The organism is Acetobacter tropicalis (assembly GCF_030644465.1).
Taxonomy (GTDB): Bacteria; Pseudomonadota; Alphaproteobacteria; order Acetobacterales; family Acetobacteraceae; genus Acetobacter; species Acetobacter tropicalis.
This window is the reverse complement of sequence record NZ_JAUYUW010000001.1, coordinates 2,095,348-2,113,485: the sequence shown is the minus strand read 5'-3', so window position 1 is coordinate 2,113,485 and position 18,138 is coordinate 2,095,348. Positions and strand designations below refer to the sequence as shown.

Sequence of the window (18,138 nt, the reverse complement as noted above, 5' to 3'; positions counted from 1 at the left end):
CGTTTGGGCCAGAACAGGCTTTACGCTGCCGCAGAGGTTTCCCCCAACTGGGCCAGCGGCTGCATGAGCAGATGGTTGTGGGAGTAATCAACCGGCACGGCAATCACCACCGGACCCTGAACATCCATGGCGTCACGCAGGGCTTTGCCGACGCCATCCGCAGAATTGACGGTAATGCCTTTGGCACCGCATGCTTCTGCAAATTTTGCAAAATCAATCGGCCCGAAATCCACGCCAGAACCACGACCGTATTTTTTCTTTTCCTGCATTTCAACCATGTTATAGGCCTGATCAATCCAGACCATATGGATGAGATTGCACTTCAGCCGCACAGCGGTTTCCAGCTCCATGCTGGACATCATGAACCCGCCATCACCGGAAATGGAGATCACTTTTTCCGCAGGATTAACCAGAGAAGCCGCAATCCCCCACGGCAGGCCGACCCCCATGGTCTGCTGGCCGTTGCTGATCAACACCTGCCGCGCCCGGAAGGACAGCAGATAACGGGCCAGCCAGATATGGAACGTGCCCATATCCAGACAGAGCGTCATGTCCGATGTGACGAACTGTTCAAGTTCACGCACAATCTGGAGCGGATGTACAGCATTGTTGCTGGTGCTGCGGGCGTTCAGCAGCGCAGAACTACGAGCAGTCTTGTAGCCTTCCAGAATGGTTTCAAGTTCCGGTGCACGATCCAGCTTCCCGGTTTCCTTGGCCAGAGCTTTCACTGTCGGGGCAATATCCCCCACCAGTTCAACAACAGGCACAAAGGCGTTGTCCAGTTCTGCCGCGACAATATCAATATTGATGATCTTGCGGGCATCATTCACGTTCCACAGCCACGGATCATATTCCACCGGGTTGTAGCCAATTGTCACCACAACATCGGCTTCATGCAGAAGCTGATCACCATGCTGGTTGCGGAACAGACCAACGCGCCCGCCGAACCGGTCCACCAGTTCATGAGAAACCGCACCCGCCGCCTGATAGGTGCCCACAACAGGAACGCCGGTTTCCTTCACAAAAGTTCTTACGGCCTCTGCAACATCCGGACGGCTGGCCAGCATGCCCAGCAACACGACCGGGCGGGCTGCATTTTTCAGAATTTTAGCTGCCTCAGCCACAACATCTGCCGAGGCCGGACCCGTTTTGGGCACGGCCCGATCTGCCAGAACGGGTGCATCAGCGGGCATGGACAGAACATCCATAGGTGTGCTGACAAACGATGCGCCCGGCCGACCACTTTCTGCAAAACGGAAGGCATTGGCAATGACTTCTGAAATAGCCGTCGGCGTCGTAATTTCCGCACTGTATTTGGTAATGGGCTTGAACAGGCTGACCGTATCCATGGTCTGGTGGGTCAGCTTCAGGCGATCCGCCAGTTTGACGGCACCGCCAATAGCCAGAACCGGGTCCCCTTCTGAATTGGCAGTTGCAAGACCAGTTACAAAATTTGAAGCACCCGGACCGGATGTTGCAATTGCTACACCAGCCTTTCCCGTCAAACGCCCCAGACCACCCGCAATAAAAGCAGCGTTCTGTTCATGCCGGGTGACCACCGTGGTAATGGGGGAATCGACCAGCGCATCAAACAGGCGGTCAACCTTGGCCCCTGGAATACCAAAGACATGCGTGATGCCGTGGGCCACCAGATTTTGGACAATAAGCTCCGCGCCGCATTGTGCAGCGTGATCAGATTTTTTCGTCATGACTGTAAGATCCTGAAAGAATAACCACCAGAACTTGCTGTTTTGCAGAGTCTGGTGGTTAGAAAAGGAAGTTAGCCGCCTTCAGCAATCCGAATGGCTTCGCTCAGGTGCTCAGGATTCAGATTGGCCTGAGCAAACTGCTCGGTGCGAGGCAGCTTGATTTCAAGGTCGGAGATCGTGGCAACTTCCAGTTGCCCACGCACCAGCCGATATTCGGTAACATGCCCGCCACGTTTCTGATCTTCCGTCAGAAAATGCAGGTGATAACCAGCAACGTTCACACCCTGCATGTAAACAGGCGTGCGGAAACCGATCATGGTGCCGGTTACAGATTCCATGGTGAGGGTCGGCTGTTTCTTCACCACTTCAAGCATATGCGGATATGGCTTGCACTGGCAGAAGACCGTCCGGGTATCTACCCGTTCAAACTCACCGGTAAAACGCACGGCGGCAAACAGGTTGGGGTTCCCGACCAGACTGTCCACCAGGCCTTCAAAACTTTCCTTGGTCTGCGGACGATCAATGTTGAACGTTTTTTCCGGTTCGAAATAGGTGACACAGGCAAACGGTGTTTTCAAAGAACCAGGCACTTCCGCTGCCAGCCCTTCAGCCCGGAACTGGCGCACCACCCCTTCCGTGACAATCATTTCGCCATCAAGCGCGTTGAACGTCCCCAGCCCGAAATTACCGTACTGAAGCAGTTCATCCAGAGTGGTTTCGCCATCATAAACAGCATCCAGCAACGCTGCCATGGTGGAGGTCTGATACAGGCGGTTTGCCACGGGCTTTTTGCTGACACCATTTCCCAAGGCGGAAGACCGGACATCCATGTCGGTCACCGGGCTGTTTTTCATGCTTCGCACCGTCTCACACTCTTGCTGATTAAGATTTGTGAGAAAAAGTTATAACAAGCCAATCAAGTGTTCCAATATATATTGAACCCATTATCCATACATATTATATATGCAACATGAACATCCGACACTTGCGTTACTTTGTAACAGTAGCTGATCTTGGCAGTATTACCCGTGCTGCTGAAGAACTGGGTATGGAACAACCCCCATTAAGTCAGCAAATCCGCCAGTTTGAACAGAAATTGGGCGTAAAACTGTTTGAACGGCAGACACGCGGTGTAAAACTGACGGAAATTGGCGCAACCCTGATTCCGCGCGCACGCGCCATTCTGGAATTGCAACACCAGTTTCAGGTCACAGCCGAAGGACTCGCCCGCGGGGAAGTCGGGCACATCCGGCTCGGGCTAGCGGGAGCAGTACCGCTTCTTCCGGTTATCCCTCTTGCCATCAGGTCTTTTCGGGATATTGCCCCGGATGTCACCCTCTCTCTGGAAGAAAGCAATACACCGGCCCTGTGTGCCGCCCTGCACGAGTCCAGTACGGATATTGCCATTGTTCGCCCACCCGTGCCTGATCCCGCGCGCCTTTCCGTTTCGCATCTGCTGGATGAACCGACCGTTATCGCCCTGCCCCGTGGTCATCGGCTGACAGAAGAGCCTATTATCAGTCTGGATATGGTTGCGGATGATCCTTTGATCATCTTTCCCCGTGAACTAGGCCCCGGTTTTCATGACGCCATTCTTTCGGCCTATCAGTTGGCCGGGGTAACACCCATCCTTGGGCAGCAGGCACCGCAGATTGCCGGCACGGTTCCGCTGGTTGCCGCAGGGATGGGCGTTTCAGTTGTGCCGCGTTCCCTGTGCCAGATTCATGCGGGCGGGGTCACGTTCCATACCATCAGCGAACCCGCACCACGGGCCACCCTTGCCGTCGCCATTCGGTCTGGCCAGAACATGCCTATTGTCAGCCGTTTTGTAAAAATTCTGCGCACAACTTGCCGAGAATGGGAAAAAATGAGCCCGGAAGCACAGTTTCCCGCTTCCGGTTTCTAAAACACGGAGCATCACCCATTCCGCCTGTTACCGAAATCGGGGCTTAAACGACCTGCTTCAGCAGATCAGGACGTGCTGCCTCAAAACAATTTTCAACCTGCCAGAGTGATCTGACAGGTTCTCACTGTTTTTCCGATTACGCGTTAAAAGTCAGCCGTTGCGGGACGGCGAAGGATTTTTGAGACAAAAGGCGGATTGGCCTAGCAGCACAATGCGGTGCCATCCGGCCGACACCCAGATCATTCAGCCCCCAAAGCCTCGGCAGACCGACTTGGCAGACTTTTCAACAAGCAGCCTCTTATTGACGGTGATACGGCACGGAAGCGCGCGGCAGACCGTCCTCTATCGGCATGCTTTCATCGCGGGACCATTCATTCCAGGACCCCATGTAAATGCGCAGTTTCTGGAAACCCGCAGACGCCAGCGCCACATAAGTATTGGCTGCGCGTGCTCCTTTGAAACAATAGATGATAATATCATCTTCAGGGAATAGATTACGCGATGCCGCCAGTGCACGAATATCCTCGGCAGACCTGAAAGCCGACTGCTCTGCGTCAACACGCATGAAATCGTACCATTCTATCCAGACCGCACCGGGAATACGGCCTTTGCGCGGGGCAAAATCCACGCCGTAAGGGGAGGAACTTTCGCCCAGCCATTCCACTTTGTCACGGTTATCCAGCAGTTTGATGCCGGGGTTTTCCAGAGCGGCAAATACGTCTTTCCGTGTTGCCATCAATGCCGTGTTGACCTTCAGGGGGAATTGGGTGGGCGTAATAACCGTACGCTCCGCCGTCAGAGATCCTCCCTGCGCACGCCACGCCTGCAACCCGCCGTCCAGAATACCAACCTGCGGATAACCCAGATAACTGAGAATCCAGTATCCACGGCATGATGCGCCGTAGCGGGTATGAAGCGCATCTTCATACACTATGGCCTTTTTGCTGCCATCCAGCCCGTAATCTGCAAACAGAGTGGAAAATGTCTGCTGAAGCTTGCTGAGTCCTTCCTCAGATGTTTCTGCCAGATAGGTGAAAATATCCGGCATATTGACTGCACCCGGAATATGCTCCCTGGCAAAATCTTCTTCTGCCCGCACGTCAATCAGCAACGCATCATTCTGGCTGATCAGAGCGCGAACATGCTCAGGAGAATAAAGAACCTCTGCTGGCATCGCGCTTTTCCATCTTCATGTGAAAGGAGGCTTTATCCCTATAAGATGTCTTCTTCGCCCGGCAGGGGGGCGATCACAAAGCCGCTATGCCCGCACCCGGCCGCACAGTTTCATCATGAAAACGGAAGGCAGGATCAGGGGCGTCCGGAACGATGATAGGGATGCCCTGCGGCAATGGCCTGCGCACGGTAGACCTGCTCCACCAGCATGATCCGTACCAGCATGTGCGGCCATGTCAGTGTGCCAAAAGACAGTTTTGCATCAGAACGTTCAATAACAGCGGCATCCAGCCCCTCAGCACCGCCAATGACGAAGCATAACGAGCGGCCAAGAGCAGACCACTCCGCCATTGCTTCTGAAAAACCCGGACTACTGAAGGAGCGTCCGGCTTCATCAAGAACGATGAGAAATGCCTGAGGAGGACACGCCGCAAGAATGGCCTGTGCTTCCCGGCGTTTGATTTCATCAGGGCTGCCGCGCCCGTCAGCCAGTTCCACAATATCCAGCCGGGGGCGCAAGCGCTTGAGGTAACGCTCCACAAGCGCCAGTTCGGCCTTGTCCTTCATGCGCCCAACCGCAACAAGCCTCATGGAGTGCTCCCCAAGGTTGGTTGGGCGTCAGGCGCATGAAGAAACAAAGCCGGAAACATCTGGTCACACGTCACAGAAAACAGACTCAGGCTGTGGGGACAGCCTCTGCGTTGCCGTCATCCAGCTCCGCGCCCCACATTTTTTCCAGACCGTAGAGTTCGCGTGCTTCTGGCTTGAACAGATGCACAATGATGTCGCCCGTATCCAGCAACACCCAGTCTGATCCGTTAGCCCCTTCGATCAGCACACGCTTGATGCCGATTTCCTTGAGCTTGCGTTCGATATGCTGCGCCATGGCGGCAATCTGACGATCAGCCAGACCGGTAGCAATCACCATCTTGTCCGCAAATGAGGCCCGACCGGCAAGGTCAATGACCACAATGTTTTCGGCCTTATCATCATCCAGACTGGTGGTGATGATGGTGAGGGATTGCGCCAGAACGTCGGGAGAGACGGGCTCGCGCTTGACCTTGCCCTTGGGGCCGGATGCCGCGGCTTTCTTGCGGACAGAGCCCGTGCTGGTAGCAGCACCAGCCACAACCGGGCTGGCGGACGGCGCCTTGGCGGCAGCGGCTTTGGCGGTTGCCGTGGAAGACCGTGTGCGTTTCGGTTTCTCGGCGGGGGGATTGGTGGTTATGATCGTTCTCCTGAGTGTGACCTGCCAGACGGGACGAGAGAGTCGACAGAGCTCCCAAATCCACCATTCTGACGAATTGATGTTGCAGATATACCGTTTTGTCGCCCCGGAAGAAAAGTCCATACTGGAGGGGGGAGATCAGCAAGCAATGCTGCGCGGCGGGCCGGTATGCGCCAGTGCGCCATATAATGCCCCGCGGCCCCATGCAAGGCGCGATTATTCTGCCCCGGCCGGGGCATAACGGCCAGAGGCACACACCGCACCAGTTGCCGCCAGCCTTTCCAACGCGGCAGGGAGGCCAGACCATCTGCCCCGGTCAGCCACACAAACCGCGCATGAGGGAAACGCATCTGCAATTTGCGGATGGTATCAACCGTATAGCGCGTGCCGAGTCGGGCTTCTATGTCCGTTGCCACCAGCTTATGGCCATCCACCAGCCGCGCGACCGACTGAAGCCGCTGAACAAACGGTGCCATACCGGACGTTGCCTTCAAAGGATTGCCGGGCGAGACCATAAACCACACCTGATCCAGCCGCAGCGCCCGCAACGCCCGACGGGCAATGGCCAGATGCCCTTCATGTGCCGGATTGAAGGAGCCCCCCAGCAACCCGATACGCGCGCGCCGTAAGTCCCCCGCAGTTGGAATAGCGTCCTGGCCGCCCACCCAGATCAGGTCCGAACCTGCCCTGTGCCGAGCACTTCGTACCGGAAGGTGGTCAGTTGCTCCACACCCACCGGACCACGTGCATGGAAGCGACCTGTGGCAATGCCGATTTCAGCGCCAAACCCAAATTCCCCGCCATCACAGAACTGGGTGGAGGCATTCCACATCACAACCGCGCTGTCCGTACCATTCATGAAGCGGTTCGCTACTGCTTCATCAGACGTGACAATGGCTTCTGTATGAGAGGAGCCATAGCGGGCAATATGGTCCAGCGCTTCATCCACGCCGTCCACCACGGCAATATTCAACATGGCGTCCAGCCATTCGGTCCCGAAATCCTTCTCGGTCGCGGCAGGCAGATCCGGCACAATCTCACGCGCAGCAGCGTCGGCCTTGAAGCCACAGCCAAATTCAGCCAGATCAGCCACAATCAGCGGTAGCAGGCCGGGGGCAATGGCCGCATCAATCAGCAGGGTTTCCGTCGCCCCACAAATACCAACCCGCCGCATTTTTGCATTCAGGATAATCCGCCGCGCCATGCTGGGGTCTGCTGCGGAATGAATGTAGGTGTGGCAGAGGCCTTCTGCGTGGGCCAGCACGGGCACGCGGGCATCTTTCTGCACACGTTCCACCAGAGACCGACCACCACGCGGAATCAGCAGATCAACCAGCCCGGCTGCACCCAGCATCTCAGCCACATGGGCACGGTCTGCATCGGGGGCAATCTGCACGGCATCTTCGGGAAGATCGGCTGCCCGCAGGCCAGCCTGCATGGCGGCATGAATAGCCCGCGCACTGTGCAGACTTTCCGAACCACCACGCAACAACACCGCATTACCGGATTTGATGCACAGACCAGCCGCATCTGCCCCTACGTTGGGGCGGCTTTCATAGATCACGCCAATCACACCAACAGGTGTGGCCACGCGACGAATGCGCAGGCCATTGGGGCGTGTCCATTCTTCCAGAACACGACCAACCGGATCAGGCAGATCAGCCATATCCTCCAACCCGCGCGCCATGGCTTCCACGCGCTCCGGCGTCAGTGTCAGCCGATCCCGAAAGGCATCATTGGCCGTTGATGCTTCCAGATCGCGGGCATTAGCTTCCAGAATGGTGGCTGATGCCTCACGCAGGGCCGCAGCGGCGGCCCACAACGCCCGGTCCCGCGCGGAAGACGGGGTGGTGGCCAGAGTGCGTGCTGCCAGCCGGGCCCGCTTGGCCAGAACCGTCATTGGTCCCGGCGCAGACGCGGCCACGGTCTGCGTTATCACACTCTGTTCTCCGTCTTCATGCGCCTTCATGGCGTCCTTCATCCCCATTCCAGTGTTAGTCTCAGCCGCTTAACGTTACCGGATCACACGTTGAAGCGGAACAGCAGAACATCACCGTCCTGCACAACGTAATCACGCCCTTCAATACGCAGGCGGCCAGCTTCTTTAGCGCCAGCTTCCCCACCATACTGAACGTAATCATTGTACGCGACTGTTTCACAGGCAATGAAGCCGCGTTCAAAATCATTGTGAATGACGGCGGCTGCCTGCGGTGCTTTTGTGCCTGCGGTAATGGTCCAGGCCCGTGTTTCCTTGGGGCCAACCGTAAAGTAGGTGCGCAGCCCCAGAAGACCGTACCCGGCAGCAATCACGCGATCCAGCCCGCTATCCTTCAGGCCGAGGCCTTCCAGAAATTCACGGCGTTCATCATCTGCAAGCTGGCTAACTTCGGCTTCAATAGCAGCAGACACCACCACAACCGCAGCGCCTTCCGCTTCGGCTTTAGCCTTGACCGCCTGTGAGAACGCGTTGCCCGTAGATGCCGAGTCTTCATCCACATTGCACACGTACAGCACGGGCTTGGAGGTCATGAGCTGCAGGCGACGAACGGCTTCTTCCTGCCCTTCCGGAATGGCTGTGCGGGCGGGGCGACCTTCCTTCAGTGCCTCGATCAACGGTTCGGCTACGGCAATCTGGGCTGTGGCTTCAGCATCACGGTTCTTGGCGCGTTTCTGAAGAGCAGGCAGCCGCTTTTCAAGCGATTCCAGATCCGCCAGCATCAGTTCCGTTTCGATGATTTCCGCATCACGCACGGGGTCCACCCCACCCTCAACATGCGTGATGTCATCATCTTCAAAGCACCGCAGTACGTGGATGATGGCATCCACTTCGCGAATGTTGGCCAGAAACTGGTTGCCCAGCCCTTCCCCGCGGGAGGCACCACGCACCAGACCGGCAATATCCACAAACTCAAGGCTGGTGGGCACGGTCTTCTGCGATTTGCCAATTTCCGCCAGCTTGTCCAGCCGGGGGTCAGGCACGGCCACACGGCCCACGTTGGGCTCAATGGTGCAGAAGGGGTAATTGGCTGCCTGAGCCGATGCCGTTGCAGTCAACGCATTGAACAGGGTGGACTTACCCACATTGGGCAGACCGACAATACCGCAGTTAAACCCCATCAGCCCTTACTCCCTTCTGGCAACGCAACTTGCGTCATGAATTTTTCCGGCTGGCCATCCGCCAGCAGCGGCGCGGCGGCCGCCATTTTATCCAGCAGCGGCTCAAGCCAGTCCTGCCGGTCAGACTCCGTGAAATTACCCAGCACCCATCCATGCACACGCTCCTTGGCCCCCGGATGCCCGATGCCAATGCGCACCCGCCAGTAATCCGGCGTGCCGAGCATTTTGTCCATGGAGCGCAAACCATTATGCCCTGCGGCCCCGCCACCCCGTTTTACCCGCACCTTGCCTGCGGCAAGGTCCAGTTCATCATGGAAGGCGGTAATCTGATCGGGCGCAATTTTATAGAAAGCGGCGGCTTCCTGCACGCTGGTGCCGGAAAGGTTCATGTACGTCATGGGGCGCAGCAACAGCACACGCTGATTACCAACGCGGCCTTCCGCCACCTCACCTTTAAACCGATTGCGCCAGGGGGAAAAGCCGTAGCGCTCTGCAATGGCGTCAACCGCCATAAACCCGACATTATGCCTGTGTCGGCGCATGGAAGGCTCAGGATTGCCGAGCCCGGCCCAGAGCAACATCACTGGTCCTGTATCTTGCAAGTAAAACGGGGGCACATGCGCTGTGCACGTACCCCCGCGCCATCACTCCATAACAGAATGACTGCTATCAGGAAGCGGCTTCTTCCGTGCTTTCTTCAGCGTCATCCGCTGCATCAACACTCGGTGCCGCAACAGTGGCGATCACAAAGTTGGGCACGTGTACCAGCGGGGTCACGTTTTCCGTGCCCTTCAGGTCTTCCCAACGCACGTTGTCGTTGATGTCGAGCGTGGACAGATCAACACTGAAGAATTCAGGGATGTGTTCTGCATCGGCTTCAACTTCAACCGTGTGACGCACAATGTTCAGCACACCGCCGCGCTTGATGCCCGGAGATTTTTCTTCGCCAGAGAAGTGAACGGACACTTCAACCGTCACGCGCTGACCAGCAGCCAGACGCATGAAGTCAACATGTTCCGGCGTATCTTTTACCGGGTGCAGCTGAATGTCACGAATCAGGGCGCGTTCGGTCGCACCGCCTTCAATCTTGATTTCGTAAACGCGGGAACGCCAGCCAGAAGCCTGAATACCCTTGATCACGATGCGGGGGTCGAGGGCAATCAGAGCGGGCTCTTTCTTGCCACCATAAATCACGCCAGGCACCAGACCGGCACGCCTCGTCGCACGCGCTGCCCCCTTACCAGCCTTCGCGCGCGCAGAAGCTTCGATGGATGTAATCTTTGACACGGTGTACTCTCCTAGAAACCAGAACGTGCAGGCCTCCAGGGGTGCCTGCACGGTGCGGTGCCCTTAGCGGAAATCTGCCCTGAAAGCAATGCTTCCCTTGCGCCAAGCCAGATTGACGCCACCCCCTGCCCCATGCAAGCCAGAACACAGGCTGCCGCCATGCAGCCTTGTGTCATACGCCCCGCCAGCGCAGGAATGCCGCCCATGCCTGAGACTCCTCCCCAGCAGTTCGCCAGTGACAATTATTCCGGCATCTGCCCGCAAGCACTTGACGCCATTGTTCGTGCCTCTGCCGCAGGCTCGGCCCCGGCTTATGGTGACGATCCATGGACTCGGCTGGCTGAAGATGCCATCCGCACCCTGTTTGACACGGATGCCGCTGTTTTCTTTGTCTTCAACGGCACAGCGGCCAATGCCTTGGCGCTGGCAACCCTGTGCCCGCCTTATTGCAGCATCATCGCAACCGACATTGCCCATGCCGATACATCCGAACGGGGCGCGCCGGAATTTTTTACGGGCGGCAGCAAACTCATGACGCCCCCGTGCCCGGATGGCAAACTGACATCCGCCGCCATCAAGCTGTGCTGCCGCAAGGCGCAAAGCCCACAGGCTTCCGGCCCGGCGGTGGTCACCATCACCCAGCCCACGGAAAACGGGCTTTTGTACACACCAGAAGAAATCCGTGCGCTGGCGGACACCTGTCACGAGCATGGGCTGAGCCTCCATATGGATGGCGCGCGTCTGGCCAACGCCATTGCCGCGCTGGGATGCCCCCCCGCTGCCATAACGTGGCAGGCCGGGGTGGACGCCCTGAGCTTTGGCGGCACCAAGAACGGCATGGCTGTGGGAGACGCGGTGGTCTTTTTCAATCGCAAGCTGTCTCGCGGTTTTGCGGAGCGCGCCAAGCAGGGTGGCCAGATTGCCTCCAAGATGCGGTTCATTACCGCCCCATGGCTCAGCATGATCCAGAGCGGCGCATGGCTGGAAAACGCCAGACACGGCAATGCCTGCGCCCGCCTTTTTGCCACGGAACTGGCCGGAGTGAGCGGCCTTGAGCTTGCATGGCCAGTGCAAAGCAACGGTGTGTTTCTACTGCTACCCGAGCAGAGCATGAACACACTGCGGGCAAAGGGCTGGCGATTCTATACCATGTTTGGCGGCGTGGCCCGTTTCCTGTTTGGATGGGATGCAAAGCCTGAGGCCGTAAAGGCACTGGCAGCCGATATCCGGGCCAGTATGCAGGCGTAACCCACCTCTTTCCCTTGACATCTGGGCGGCTCCCCGGCTTCCTCCCGCCCATATAGATAACAGACAAAGCGCCGGGCCTGTGTGATAGGCAGGCCGGGCCACAGTTCAGGACCAGACCATGCACCCTTACCGTACCCATAGCTGCTCGGCCCTTCGCGCCAAGGATGCCGGCACAACAGCCCGCCTGTCTGGCTGGGTCCACAGCAAACGGGACCACGGCGGGCTGCTGTTTATTGACCTGCGTGATGAAACAGGCATCACCCAGATTGTTATTCCGGCAGGCGCACCCGCACTGGCGCTGGCTGAAAACACCCGTGTTGAAAGCGTGATCACGGTCACCGGCGATGTGGTGGAGCGCGAGGAAGGCACCCGCAACCCGGATCTGGCCACCGGGGATATTGAAGTCCGCGCCCGTGAATTTGTGGTGCAGTCCGCCGCTGCCGTGCTGCCTTTTCAGGTAGCCGGTCATGAAAACTATCCTGAAGATCTGCGCCTGCGGTACCGCTACATTGATCTGCGCCGTGAGAGCGTGCACAGCAACATGCTGCTGCGTGCCCGCGTTATCCAGAGCATGCGCCGCCGCATGACGGATCTGGGCTTTATTGAACTTCAGACCCCGATCCTGACCGCATCCTCACCCGAGGGCGCGCGTGACTTTCTGGTGCCTGCCCGTATGCACCCCGGCAAGTTCTACGCCCTGCCGCAGGCGCCGCAGCAGTTCAAGCAGCTTGCCATGGTGGCCGGGTTTGACCGCTACTTCCAGATTGCCCCCTGCTTCCGTGATGAAGCCTCCCGCGCTGATCGCTCTCCGGGTGAATTCTACCAGCTTGATTTTGAAATGGCCTTCGCCACACAGGACGAAGTGTTCGCCACGCTGGAAGATGTGATGTCCGGCCTGTTCACGGAATTTGGCAAAGGCCGCACGGTCAGCCAGGCACCGTTTGAACGCATTCCCTACGCCCGCGCCATGAAAGTCTATGGGTCTGACAAGCCAGACCTGCGCAACCCGCTGCTGATTTCCGATGTAACGGAAGACTTTGCCAATTCCGGCTTTGGTCTGTTTGCCCGTATTGCAGCAGATGGTGGCGAAGTACGCGCCATTCCGGCCCCCAGCGCTGGCGACAAACCCCGCGCCTTCTTTGACAAACTGAACAACTGGGCGCGTGAAGCCGGTGCTGGCGGCCTGGGTTATATTGTGTTTGCGGAAGAAGGCGGCAAAGGCCCGATTGCCAAGAATCTTGAAGCTGACCGTGTGGACGCCATCCGCACCAAGCTGGACCTGAAGGCTGGAGATGCCGTGTTCTTTGCTGCAGGCAAAGGGGATGAGGTTGCCAAGTTCTCTGGTCAGGTGCGCACCCGCATTGCGGAAGAGCTGGACCTGATTGAAAAGAACGCCTTCCGCTTCTGCTGGATCACCGATTTCCCGATGTATGAACTGAATGAGGAAACCGGCCGGATTGATTTCTCGCACAACCCGTTCTCCATGCCGCAGGGCGGCCTTGAAGCCCTGAACACCAAAGACCCGCTGGATATCACCGCCTACCAGTACGACATTGTGTGTAATGGTATTGAGCTTTCCTCTGGCGCAATCCGGAACCATCTGCCGGAAGTGATGATCCGCGCCTTTGAAATTGCCGGTTACCCGGAAAGTGAAGTGGAAGCCCGGTTTGGTGGTATGCTGAATGCGTTCCGTTATGGCGCACCGCCGCATGGTGGATCTGCGCCGGGTGTGGACCGTATTGTCATGCTGCTGGCAGATGAACCCAACATTCGTGAGGTTATTCTCTTCCCGCTGAACCAGCAGGGCGAAGACCTGATGATGGGCGCGCCCGCCACGGTGCCGCCCGAACGGCTGAAAGAACTCTCCCTGGCGCTGGACCTGCCAAAACCGAAACCCACCATCAAAAAAGTCTGAGACTGGAGATTCCCCATCCGGCGTGGTTGCGTCTGCCCGCCGGATGCTCTTTTGTATGAGGCATGACCAGATTCTGCGTTTCTCTGCCTGTTCCTGCCTCCATTTTACCTGCCAGATATTTTTTTCTGCGCTTGAGGGGCTTTTCTCTGAAAAACGGTCTGGCAATCGGCCTTCTGACAGCCGCTCTAACAGCTTCTGAAACAGCCAGCGCGGCCCAGATGCCCCAGCCTGCCCCGCAGGCCACATCCCCCTCAATACCTCTGACTGCCCAACGCGCCACCTATGATCTGACACTTGCAGAATCGTCAGGAGGCAACACTCTCTCTGCCACTGGGTCCATGACTTACAACGTGCATGACGCCTGCACCGCGTGGTCCACCCAGCAGCATCTGGACATTCAAAGTGCAACACGCAGCGGCGGGGCTGTGGCTATGGAATCAGATTACACAACGCTGGAAAGCAAGGATGGACGGCATCTGATTTTTCGGACGGTGCAGAAATCCAACAATGCCATTTTACAAACCATAAGCGGAGAGGCCACTCTGGAGCCTAAAAATGCAGGCGGTGTCGTGCATTATGAAAAACCCATCCGTAAGACACTCAAGCTGCCCCCGGGCACTCTGTTCCCCATGGCGCACACTGCCGCCATTATCTCTGCCGCAGAGCATGGTACCTCAAGCTTTTCTCCCCTCCTGTTTGACGGTACGGGAGAGGACGGTGCCCAATACACCTACATTACGGCATTTCACTGGGGAAAACCTGAAAGCACACCATCCTTTCCGGCCTTACAAAACATGGAGGCTGGCCGGGTCCATGTTGCCTTCTTTGGCCATGCGCAGGATGCCATTCTCCCCGATTATGAAATTGGCATGCGTTATTTTGCCAATGGCGTTTCAGACAAACTTGATATGGACTTTGGCGATTTCAGAATGGCGGGCACTCTTCGTAGCCTGACCATTCCCCCCAAGCCTCATCATTGCTGACCCCTACCCCAACAACCGATTCAGCCCTCAAAGACGACGTGAAACATTCATACGGTCAGCGTAAGATTAGTTATAGCGCCTGAAAACGATGATACGAACCCAGAATCGCCTTACTGAACCTTGCGGCGCACCATTTTAATCGAGACACGAACAGAACGTTCAATAGCAAAACGGGCCGCCTTGCGGCAGCCCGTTCAGTGTGGTCTTAAAGAACGTTACCACTTAACGCTTGGGCTGCTCCGTGCGCAAAACACCAATCAGAGCCTGTAAATCTGCCTGATTGGCCTTCAGGAGCGCAACATTCTCGGGCTCCGGCGTGGGCATCTTGCTGCTGGCCTGACCGGGCGGCACATTCATCAAGCTGCCTGTCAGCCCCACGCACGTCAGGCTCATAACAAAATCACGCGGCGTAAAGCCATTGGCTTTCAGAATGGGCGGTAAGCCCTGCACTTTGCTGACCATGGCAATCTGATCATCCAGCGACATACCAAGATGGCCGGGCGGCTGAAGATTGGCTGCGTGAATAGCTTTCAATGTATTTGTCAGACGCGGCAGAACACCCGGAGCCAGTTTGTAATGCAACGCGGTATCCATATCGTGCCGCATGGTGGCCATTTGCTCAGCAGTCAAAGCAGGCTGCTGCTGACCATTTTCTGCCGGGGCGGTCTGCGCTACGGCAACCTGCCCTACTGCAACAAAAGCAACGGCAGCCAGAGCCATCCTTTTACCAGAAGCCAGAACAGTTTTTGTTTTATTAAGCATGTTTTTCAAATCCGTACTTATGCAGAAATAACCCATTCACCCTTACGCATCAAGGCCACACGCCCGCCTTGCGCATCAAGTCCATCCACATCAATGTCACCTGAACCAATCATCCAGTCGATATGGATCATGCTGCTGTTGGCCCCACGTGCTGCAAGAGCCGCTTCATCCTGCCCTGCGGTATCCTGCATGCATTTGGTGTAAGCCTGCCCAAGAGCAATGTGGCTGGCAGCATTTTCATCAAACAATGTGTTCTGGAACAGAATGCCACTGCTAGAGATAGGGGAAGAATGCGGCACCAGCGCAACCTCACCAAGCCTGCGTGCACCCTCATCCGTATCCAGCACACGTGCCAGAACGTCTTCACCTTTGGCGGCGTGCATTTCCACAATCTTGCCGCCTTCAAACCGCACCCTGATCTGATCAATCAGAGACCCCTGATGAGAAAGCGGTTTGGTGCTGGCCACGTACCCATCCACCTTCAACCGATGAGGAGTAGTGAACACTTCTTCCGTTGGAATATTGGGATTGCAGATCACGCCGTTTCCAGCTTTTTCAGCCCCCCCGGCCCACTCATGCCCCTCTGCCAGACCGACGGTAAGATCCGTTCCCGGCCCGGTAAAATGCAGGGCATCATAACGGGCATTGTTCAGGAAAGCTGCACGCCGATGCAGCGTGGCGTTATGCTCCGCCCAGTCTGCCACCGGGTCAGCCCCCGTCAGGCGGGACGCCTCAAAAATGGCCTGCCACAATCGCGCAACAGCCTGCTCTTCTGGCAGATCGGGAAAAACAAGAGTGGCCCATGCGGGGGTGGCAGTCGCCACAATGTTCCAGTTCACATCGAAATTGGTGATAATTTCCATGGCTGGCTTGTTAGCGCGGGAGGCCGCACGGCTGGCGCGGGAAATCCGCTCTGGGTCCTGCCCCGCCAGCAAGGCAGGATCTGAACCGGTAATTGCCATACGTGCGGCCCCTGCGCGGAACCCTTCCGTCATGCCTTTGGCCAGCCAGTCCGCCGCCGTATCAAAGGTTTCATCCTGCGCGTAACGGTAGCGGGCCAGTGTGGTCTCCGCATCGGAATAAAAGGTGGTCACCAGCGAGGCTCCCGCTTTGTAGGCGTGCTCTGTTACCCGGCGGACCAAAGGAACAGCGTCAAGGGGGGCGGTGATAATCACCTGCTGACCTGGCGCGACATTCAGGCCTGTGCGCACAGCGACTTCCCCCAGACGGTCCAGCATAGTCTCCAGTTGTGCACTGCCGGGGGCGTAGACCTCAGCGCTTCCTGTTTTCTGCTTATGTGCAGCGTCTGACATGCCGATCCTTCCTGCTGCGGGAGGAACTCCTCCCTTTACCTATTATGGCACCCACACCGCAGGGGTGAAGGGAGCCACCTTTCTTCCCTGATCGGATACTGAAGCAGGTCATCCGTCAACTCCCGGAGAGCACACGTCTGCCTTCCGAGCCGTGATCCGCACCCAAAACGGATAGTCCTTGCCCCCCTTTCGCAAAGACGGAGGAGAAAGGCGTGTAAAAACCTTTCACGAGCTTTAGGAAGCCCTCTTCAGGCTTCGGGCAACAGCACCGGCTTAAGGGCAGCAGGCAAATAAAGAGGGTGACACGGACGCCCATTGGCTCCCACCCGCATGGCATAAACCGGAATACCGTGCTGCTGAAGCATGCGCACCACCTCCGGCCCCCGCTCCCATAACGCCTTGAGATGAGGCGAGCCATACGCAGCAATCACCATATCCGCCTCTCGCGCCATGGCCAGCAGAGCAGCATCATTCTCCGGCCCGACCGGATCAGGCGTTTCGAGCAGGCGTTTCTGATCCGTGCAACGATAGGCAAAGGTATTGCCCACCAGAATACTGCCATACCCCCATGCCCGCGCATAACGCTGACACTTGGCCACAGTACGATCATCCCCATACTCTGTTGCAACGGACGGATTCATCATGAGCCACATGACGGAGGGACGACTGGCATCCCACACCCGTTTGAGCTGATAACGGTAACAGCGCTCCGAGCCACCATACGTAGCAGTGCTGACAACATCATCAGACAAGGTGAGTGGGCGGGATTCCCCCACATGATGGGCGTCAAAAAGGTCCGTCATAGCTTTTCCGGTTGGTCATCACACAGCGTCACAGCGCGCTGGCCCCCGTTTTACCCGGAATGCAGACTGATAAAAGCCACTTAAAGGCTGGGTGTAGGCAAGCAGGCATAAAAAAACCGCCTCACGGGCGGCAAAACCGATGCCGGACTGGCGTCATTCTCACAGGAATGACGGTCCGGGCACTCCCTGCACTGCCATAGGGCAGCCGGGACAGTGCATCTGGTCAGATAGGAAACCCCACCTGCTCAGGCAACGCGGTCTGACACAGCGGTGGCAACCATCAGCGTGGCAACAACCGGCAGGAAAGCAAGCATAGGAGCAACCGCGGCAAAGTTCACAACGGCGGCAACTATTTCATTTACAATTTGCATAGACATTATTCTATTTCCTTAGATTTACTCGGTGAAGGGCTACAACCACACTTCCACCGGGCTCGACAACAGAAAAGTAGACGCTGCCTGCCATCGAAAAAACGCATGATGAATACTTAATTTTTTTGCTGTTTTTAAAGTAATCAGATGGCATTTATTGCGTATCAATATCCTATACACCATAAAAACCCGTAGTTTAAAAAAGATGCAAGGAGTAGAAAGAGTCTACCCTCAGTCATCTTTTTTGATTATTTTTTGAGCATTTGCTTATTTAGGGATCATCACATTTGTTTGATGAAAAAATCAGGTTTTTTGCTCTTTTT

19 protein-coding genes are annotated in these 18,138 nt (G+C 56.8%); 4 read left to right on the top strand and 15 right to left on the bottom strand.

Annotation, left to right across the window (positions count from 1 at the left end):
• Nucleotides 1-20 precede the first annotated feature (20 nt).
• Together alsS and budA are read right to left on the bottom strand one after the other, a co-directional pair.
• Nucleotides 21-1,709, bottom strand: coding sequence for an acetolactate synthase AlsS (gene alsS / locus QWU00_RS09565; RefSeq protein WP_035377499.1), 1,689 nt, complete (start codon nucleotides 1,707-1,709; stop codon nucleotides 21-23).
• Nucleotides 1,710-1,780: 71 nt separating this feature from the next.
• On the bottom strand, nucleotides 1,781-2,563 hold the full coding sequence (budA, locus tag QWU00_RS09560; protein ID WP_006559500.1) for an acetolactate decarboxylase: 783 nt from the start codon (nucleotides 2,561-2,563) through the stop codon (nucleotides 1,781-1,783).
• A 116-nt stretch (nucleotides 2,564-2,679) separates the two neighbouring features.
• Between budA and QWU00_RS09555 the strand changes: the two genes are divergently transcribed.
• Nucleotides 2,680-3,615 carry a LysR family transcriptional regulator gene (locus tag QWU00_RS09555; RefSeq protein WP_035377497.1) on the top strand — a complete coding sequence of 312 codons (936 nt, stop codon included), beginning with the start codon at nucleotides 2,680-2,682 and terminating at the stop codon, nucleotides 3,613-3,615.
• A 298-nt stretch (nucleotides 3,616-3,913) separates the two neighbouring features.
• Here QWU00_RS09555 and QWU00_RS09550 read toward each other — a convergent pair whose 3' ends face one another.
• From QWU00_RS09550 to QWU00_RS09510, 9 genes are all read right to left on the bottom strand, one after another.
• Entirely contained in the window at nucleotides 3,914-4,789 is an 876-nt protein-coding gene (locus tag QWU00_RS09550) for a sulfurtransferase (RefSeq protein WP_035377495.1), read from the bottom strand.
• A 134-nt stretch (nucleotides 4,790-4,923) separates the two neighbouring features.
• Entirely contained in the window at nucleotides 4,924-5,379 is a 456-nt protein-coding gene (locus QWU00_RS09545) for a 23S rRNA (pseudouridine(1915)-N(3))-methyltransferase RlmH (protein WP_035377492.1), read from the bottom strand.
• Between the two features lie 85 nt (nucleotides 5,380-5,464).
• Nucleotides 5,465-5,917 (bottom strand): ribosome silencing factor, encoded by a 453-nt coding sequence (rsfS, locus tag QWU00_RS09540; RefSeq protein WP_006559496.1) that lies wholly within the window; start codon nucleotides 5,915-5,917, stop codon nucleotides 5,465-5,467.
• A gap of 95 nt (nucleotides 5,918-6,012) precedes the next feature.
• On the bottom strand, nucleotides 6,013-6,681 hold the full coding sequence (locus tag QWU00_RS09535) for a nicotinate-nucleotide adenylyltransferase (protein ID WP_035377488.1): 669 nt from the start codon (nucleotides 6,679-6,681) through the stop codon (nucleotides 6,013-6,015).
• 5 nt (nucleotides 6,682-6,686) lie between these two features.
• Nucleotides 6,687-7,985 carry a glutamate-5-semialdehyde dehydrogenase gene (locus QWU00_RS09530; protein ID WP_166443804.1) on the bottom strand — a complete coding sequence of 433 codons (1,299 nt, stop codon included), beginning with the start codon at nucleotides 7,983-7,985 and terminating at the stop codon, nucleotides 6,687-6,689.
• 53 nt (nucleotides 7,986-8,038) lie between these two features.
• The gene (gene ychF / locus QWU00_RS09525) at nucleotides 8,039-9,133 is read right to left on the bottom strand and encodes a redox-regulated ATPase YchF (protein ID WP_006559492.1); all 1,095 of its coding nucleotides are present in this window, start codon (nucleotides 9,131-9,133) and stop codon (nucleotides 8,039-8,041) included.
• Entirely contained in the window at nucleotides 9,133-9,714 is a 582-nt protein-coding gene (gene pth / locus QWU00_RS09520) for an aminoacyl-tRNA hydrolase (protein WP_006559491.1), read from the bottom strand. The genes ychF and pth overlap by 1 nt, the downstream gene beginning before the upstream one ends.
• An 88-nt stretch (nucleotides 9,715-9,802) precedes the next feature.
• On the bottom strand, nucleotides 9,803-10,420 hold the full coding sequence (locus QWU00_RS09515; RefSeq protein ID WP_006559490.1) for a 50S ribosomal protein L25/general stress protein Ctc: 618 nt from the start codon (nucleotides 10,418-10,420) through the stop codon (nucleotides 9,803-9,805).
• An 11-nt stretch (nucleotides 10,421-10,431) separates the two neighbouring features.
• A complete protein-coding gene (locus tag QWU00_RS09510) occupies nucleotides 10,432-10,626 on the bottom strand; it encodes a hypothetical protein (RefSeq protein WP_166443802.1) in 195 nt (64 codons plus the stop codon).
• On the opposite strand from QWU00_RS09510, the gene QWU00_RS09505 reads away from it, so the two are divergent.
• The 3 genes from QWU00_RS09505 to QWU00_RS09495 all read left to right on the top strand — a co-directional run bounded on the left by QWU00_RS09505 (nucleotide 10,616) and on the right by QWU00_RS09495 (nucleotide 14,566).
• Nucleotides 10,616-11,668 carry a threonine aldolase family protein gene (locus tag QWU00_RS09505; RefSeq protein ID WP_035377531.1) on the top strand — a complete coding sequence of 351 codons (1,053 nt, stop codon included), beginning with the start codon at nucleotides 10,616-10,618 and terminating at the stop codon, nucleotides 11,666-11,668. The two genes, QWU00_RS09510 and QWU00_RS09505, sit on opposite strands and share 11 nt — an antisense overlap.
• 118 nt (nucleotides 11,669-11,786) lie before the next feature.
• Complete coding sequence (gene aspS / locus QWU00_RS09500; RefSeq protein ID WP_035377485.1) at nucleotides 11,787-13,583, top strand: aspartate--tRNA ligase; 1,797 nt, start codon at nucleotides 11,787-11,789, stop codon at nucleotides 13,581-13,583.
• A 131-nt stretch (nucleotides 13,584-13,714) separates the two neighbouring features.
• Nucleotides 13,715-14,566, top strand: coding sequence for a cell envelope integrity EipB family protein (locus QWU00_RS09495; RefSeq protein WP_231551543.1), 852 nt, complete (start codon nucleotides 13,715-13,717; stop codon nucleotides 14,564-14,566).
• 222 nt (nucleotides 14,567-14,788) lie between these two features.
• Here the strand turns inward: QWU00_RS09495 and QWU00_RS09490 are convergent, their stop codons facing one another.
• The 4 genes from QWU00_RS09490 to QWU00_RS09475 all read right to left on the bottom strand — a co-directional run bounded on the left by QWU00_RS09490 (nucleotide 14,789) and on the right by QWU00_RS09475 (nucleotide 17,821).
• Nucleotides 14,789-15,328, bottom strand: coding sequence for a hypothetical protein (locus tag QWU00_RS09490; protein WP_231551542.1), 540 nt, complete (start codon nucleotides 15,326-15,328; stop codon nucleotides 14,789-14,791).
• A 17-nt stretch (nucleotides 15,329-15,345) separates the two neighbouring features.
• A complete protein-coding gene (locus QWU00_RS09485; protein ID WP_035377483.1) occupies nucleotides 15,346-16,641 on the bottom strand; it encodes an aminopeptidase in 1,296 nt (431 codons plus the stop codon).
• A 248-nt stretch (nucleotides 16,642-16,889) separates the two neighbouring features.
• Entirely contained in the window at nucleotides 16,890-17,444 is a 555-nt protein-coding gene (locus QWU00_RS09480) for a DUF1643 domain-containing protein (protein WP_035377480.1), read from the bottom strand.
• 245 nt (nucleotides 17,445-17,689) lie between these two features.
• The gene (locus tag QWU00_RS09475; protein WP_262411421.1) at nucleotides 17,690-17,821 is read right to left on the bottom strand and encodes a hypothetical protein; all 132 of its coding nucleotides are present in this window, start codon (nucleotides 17,819-17,821) and stop codon (nucleotides 17,690-17,692) included.
• Nucleotides 17,822-18,138 lie beyond the last annotated feature (317 nt).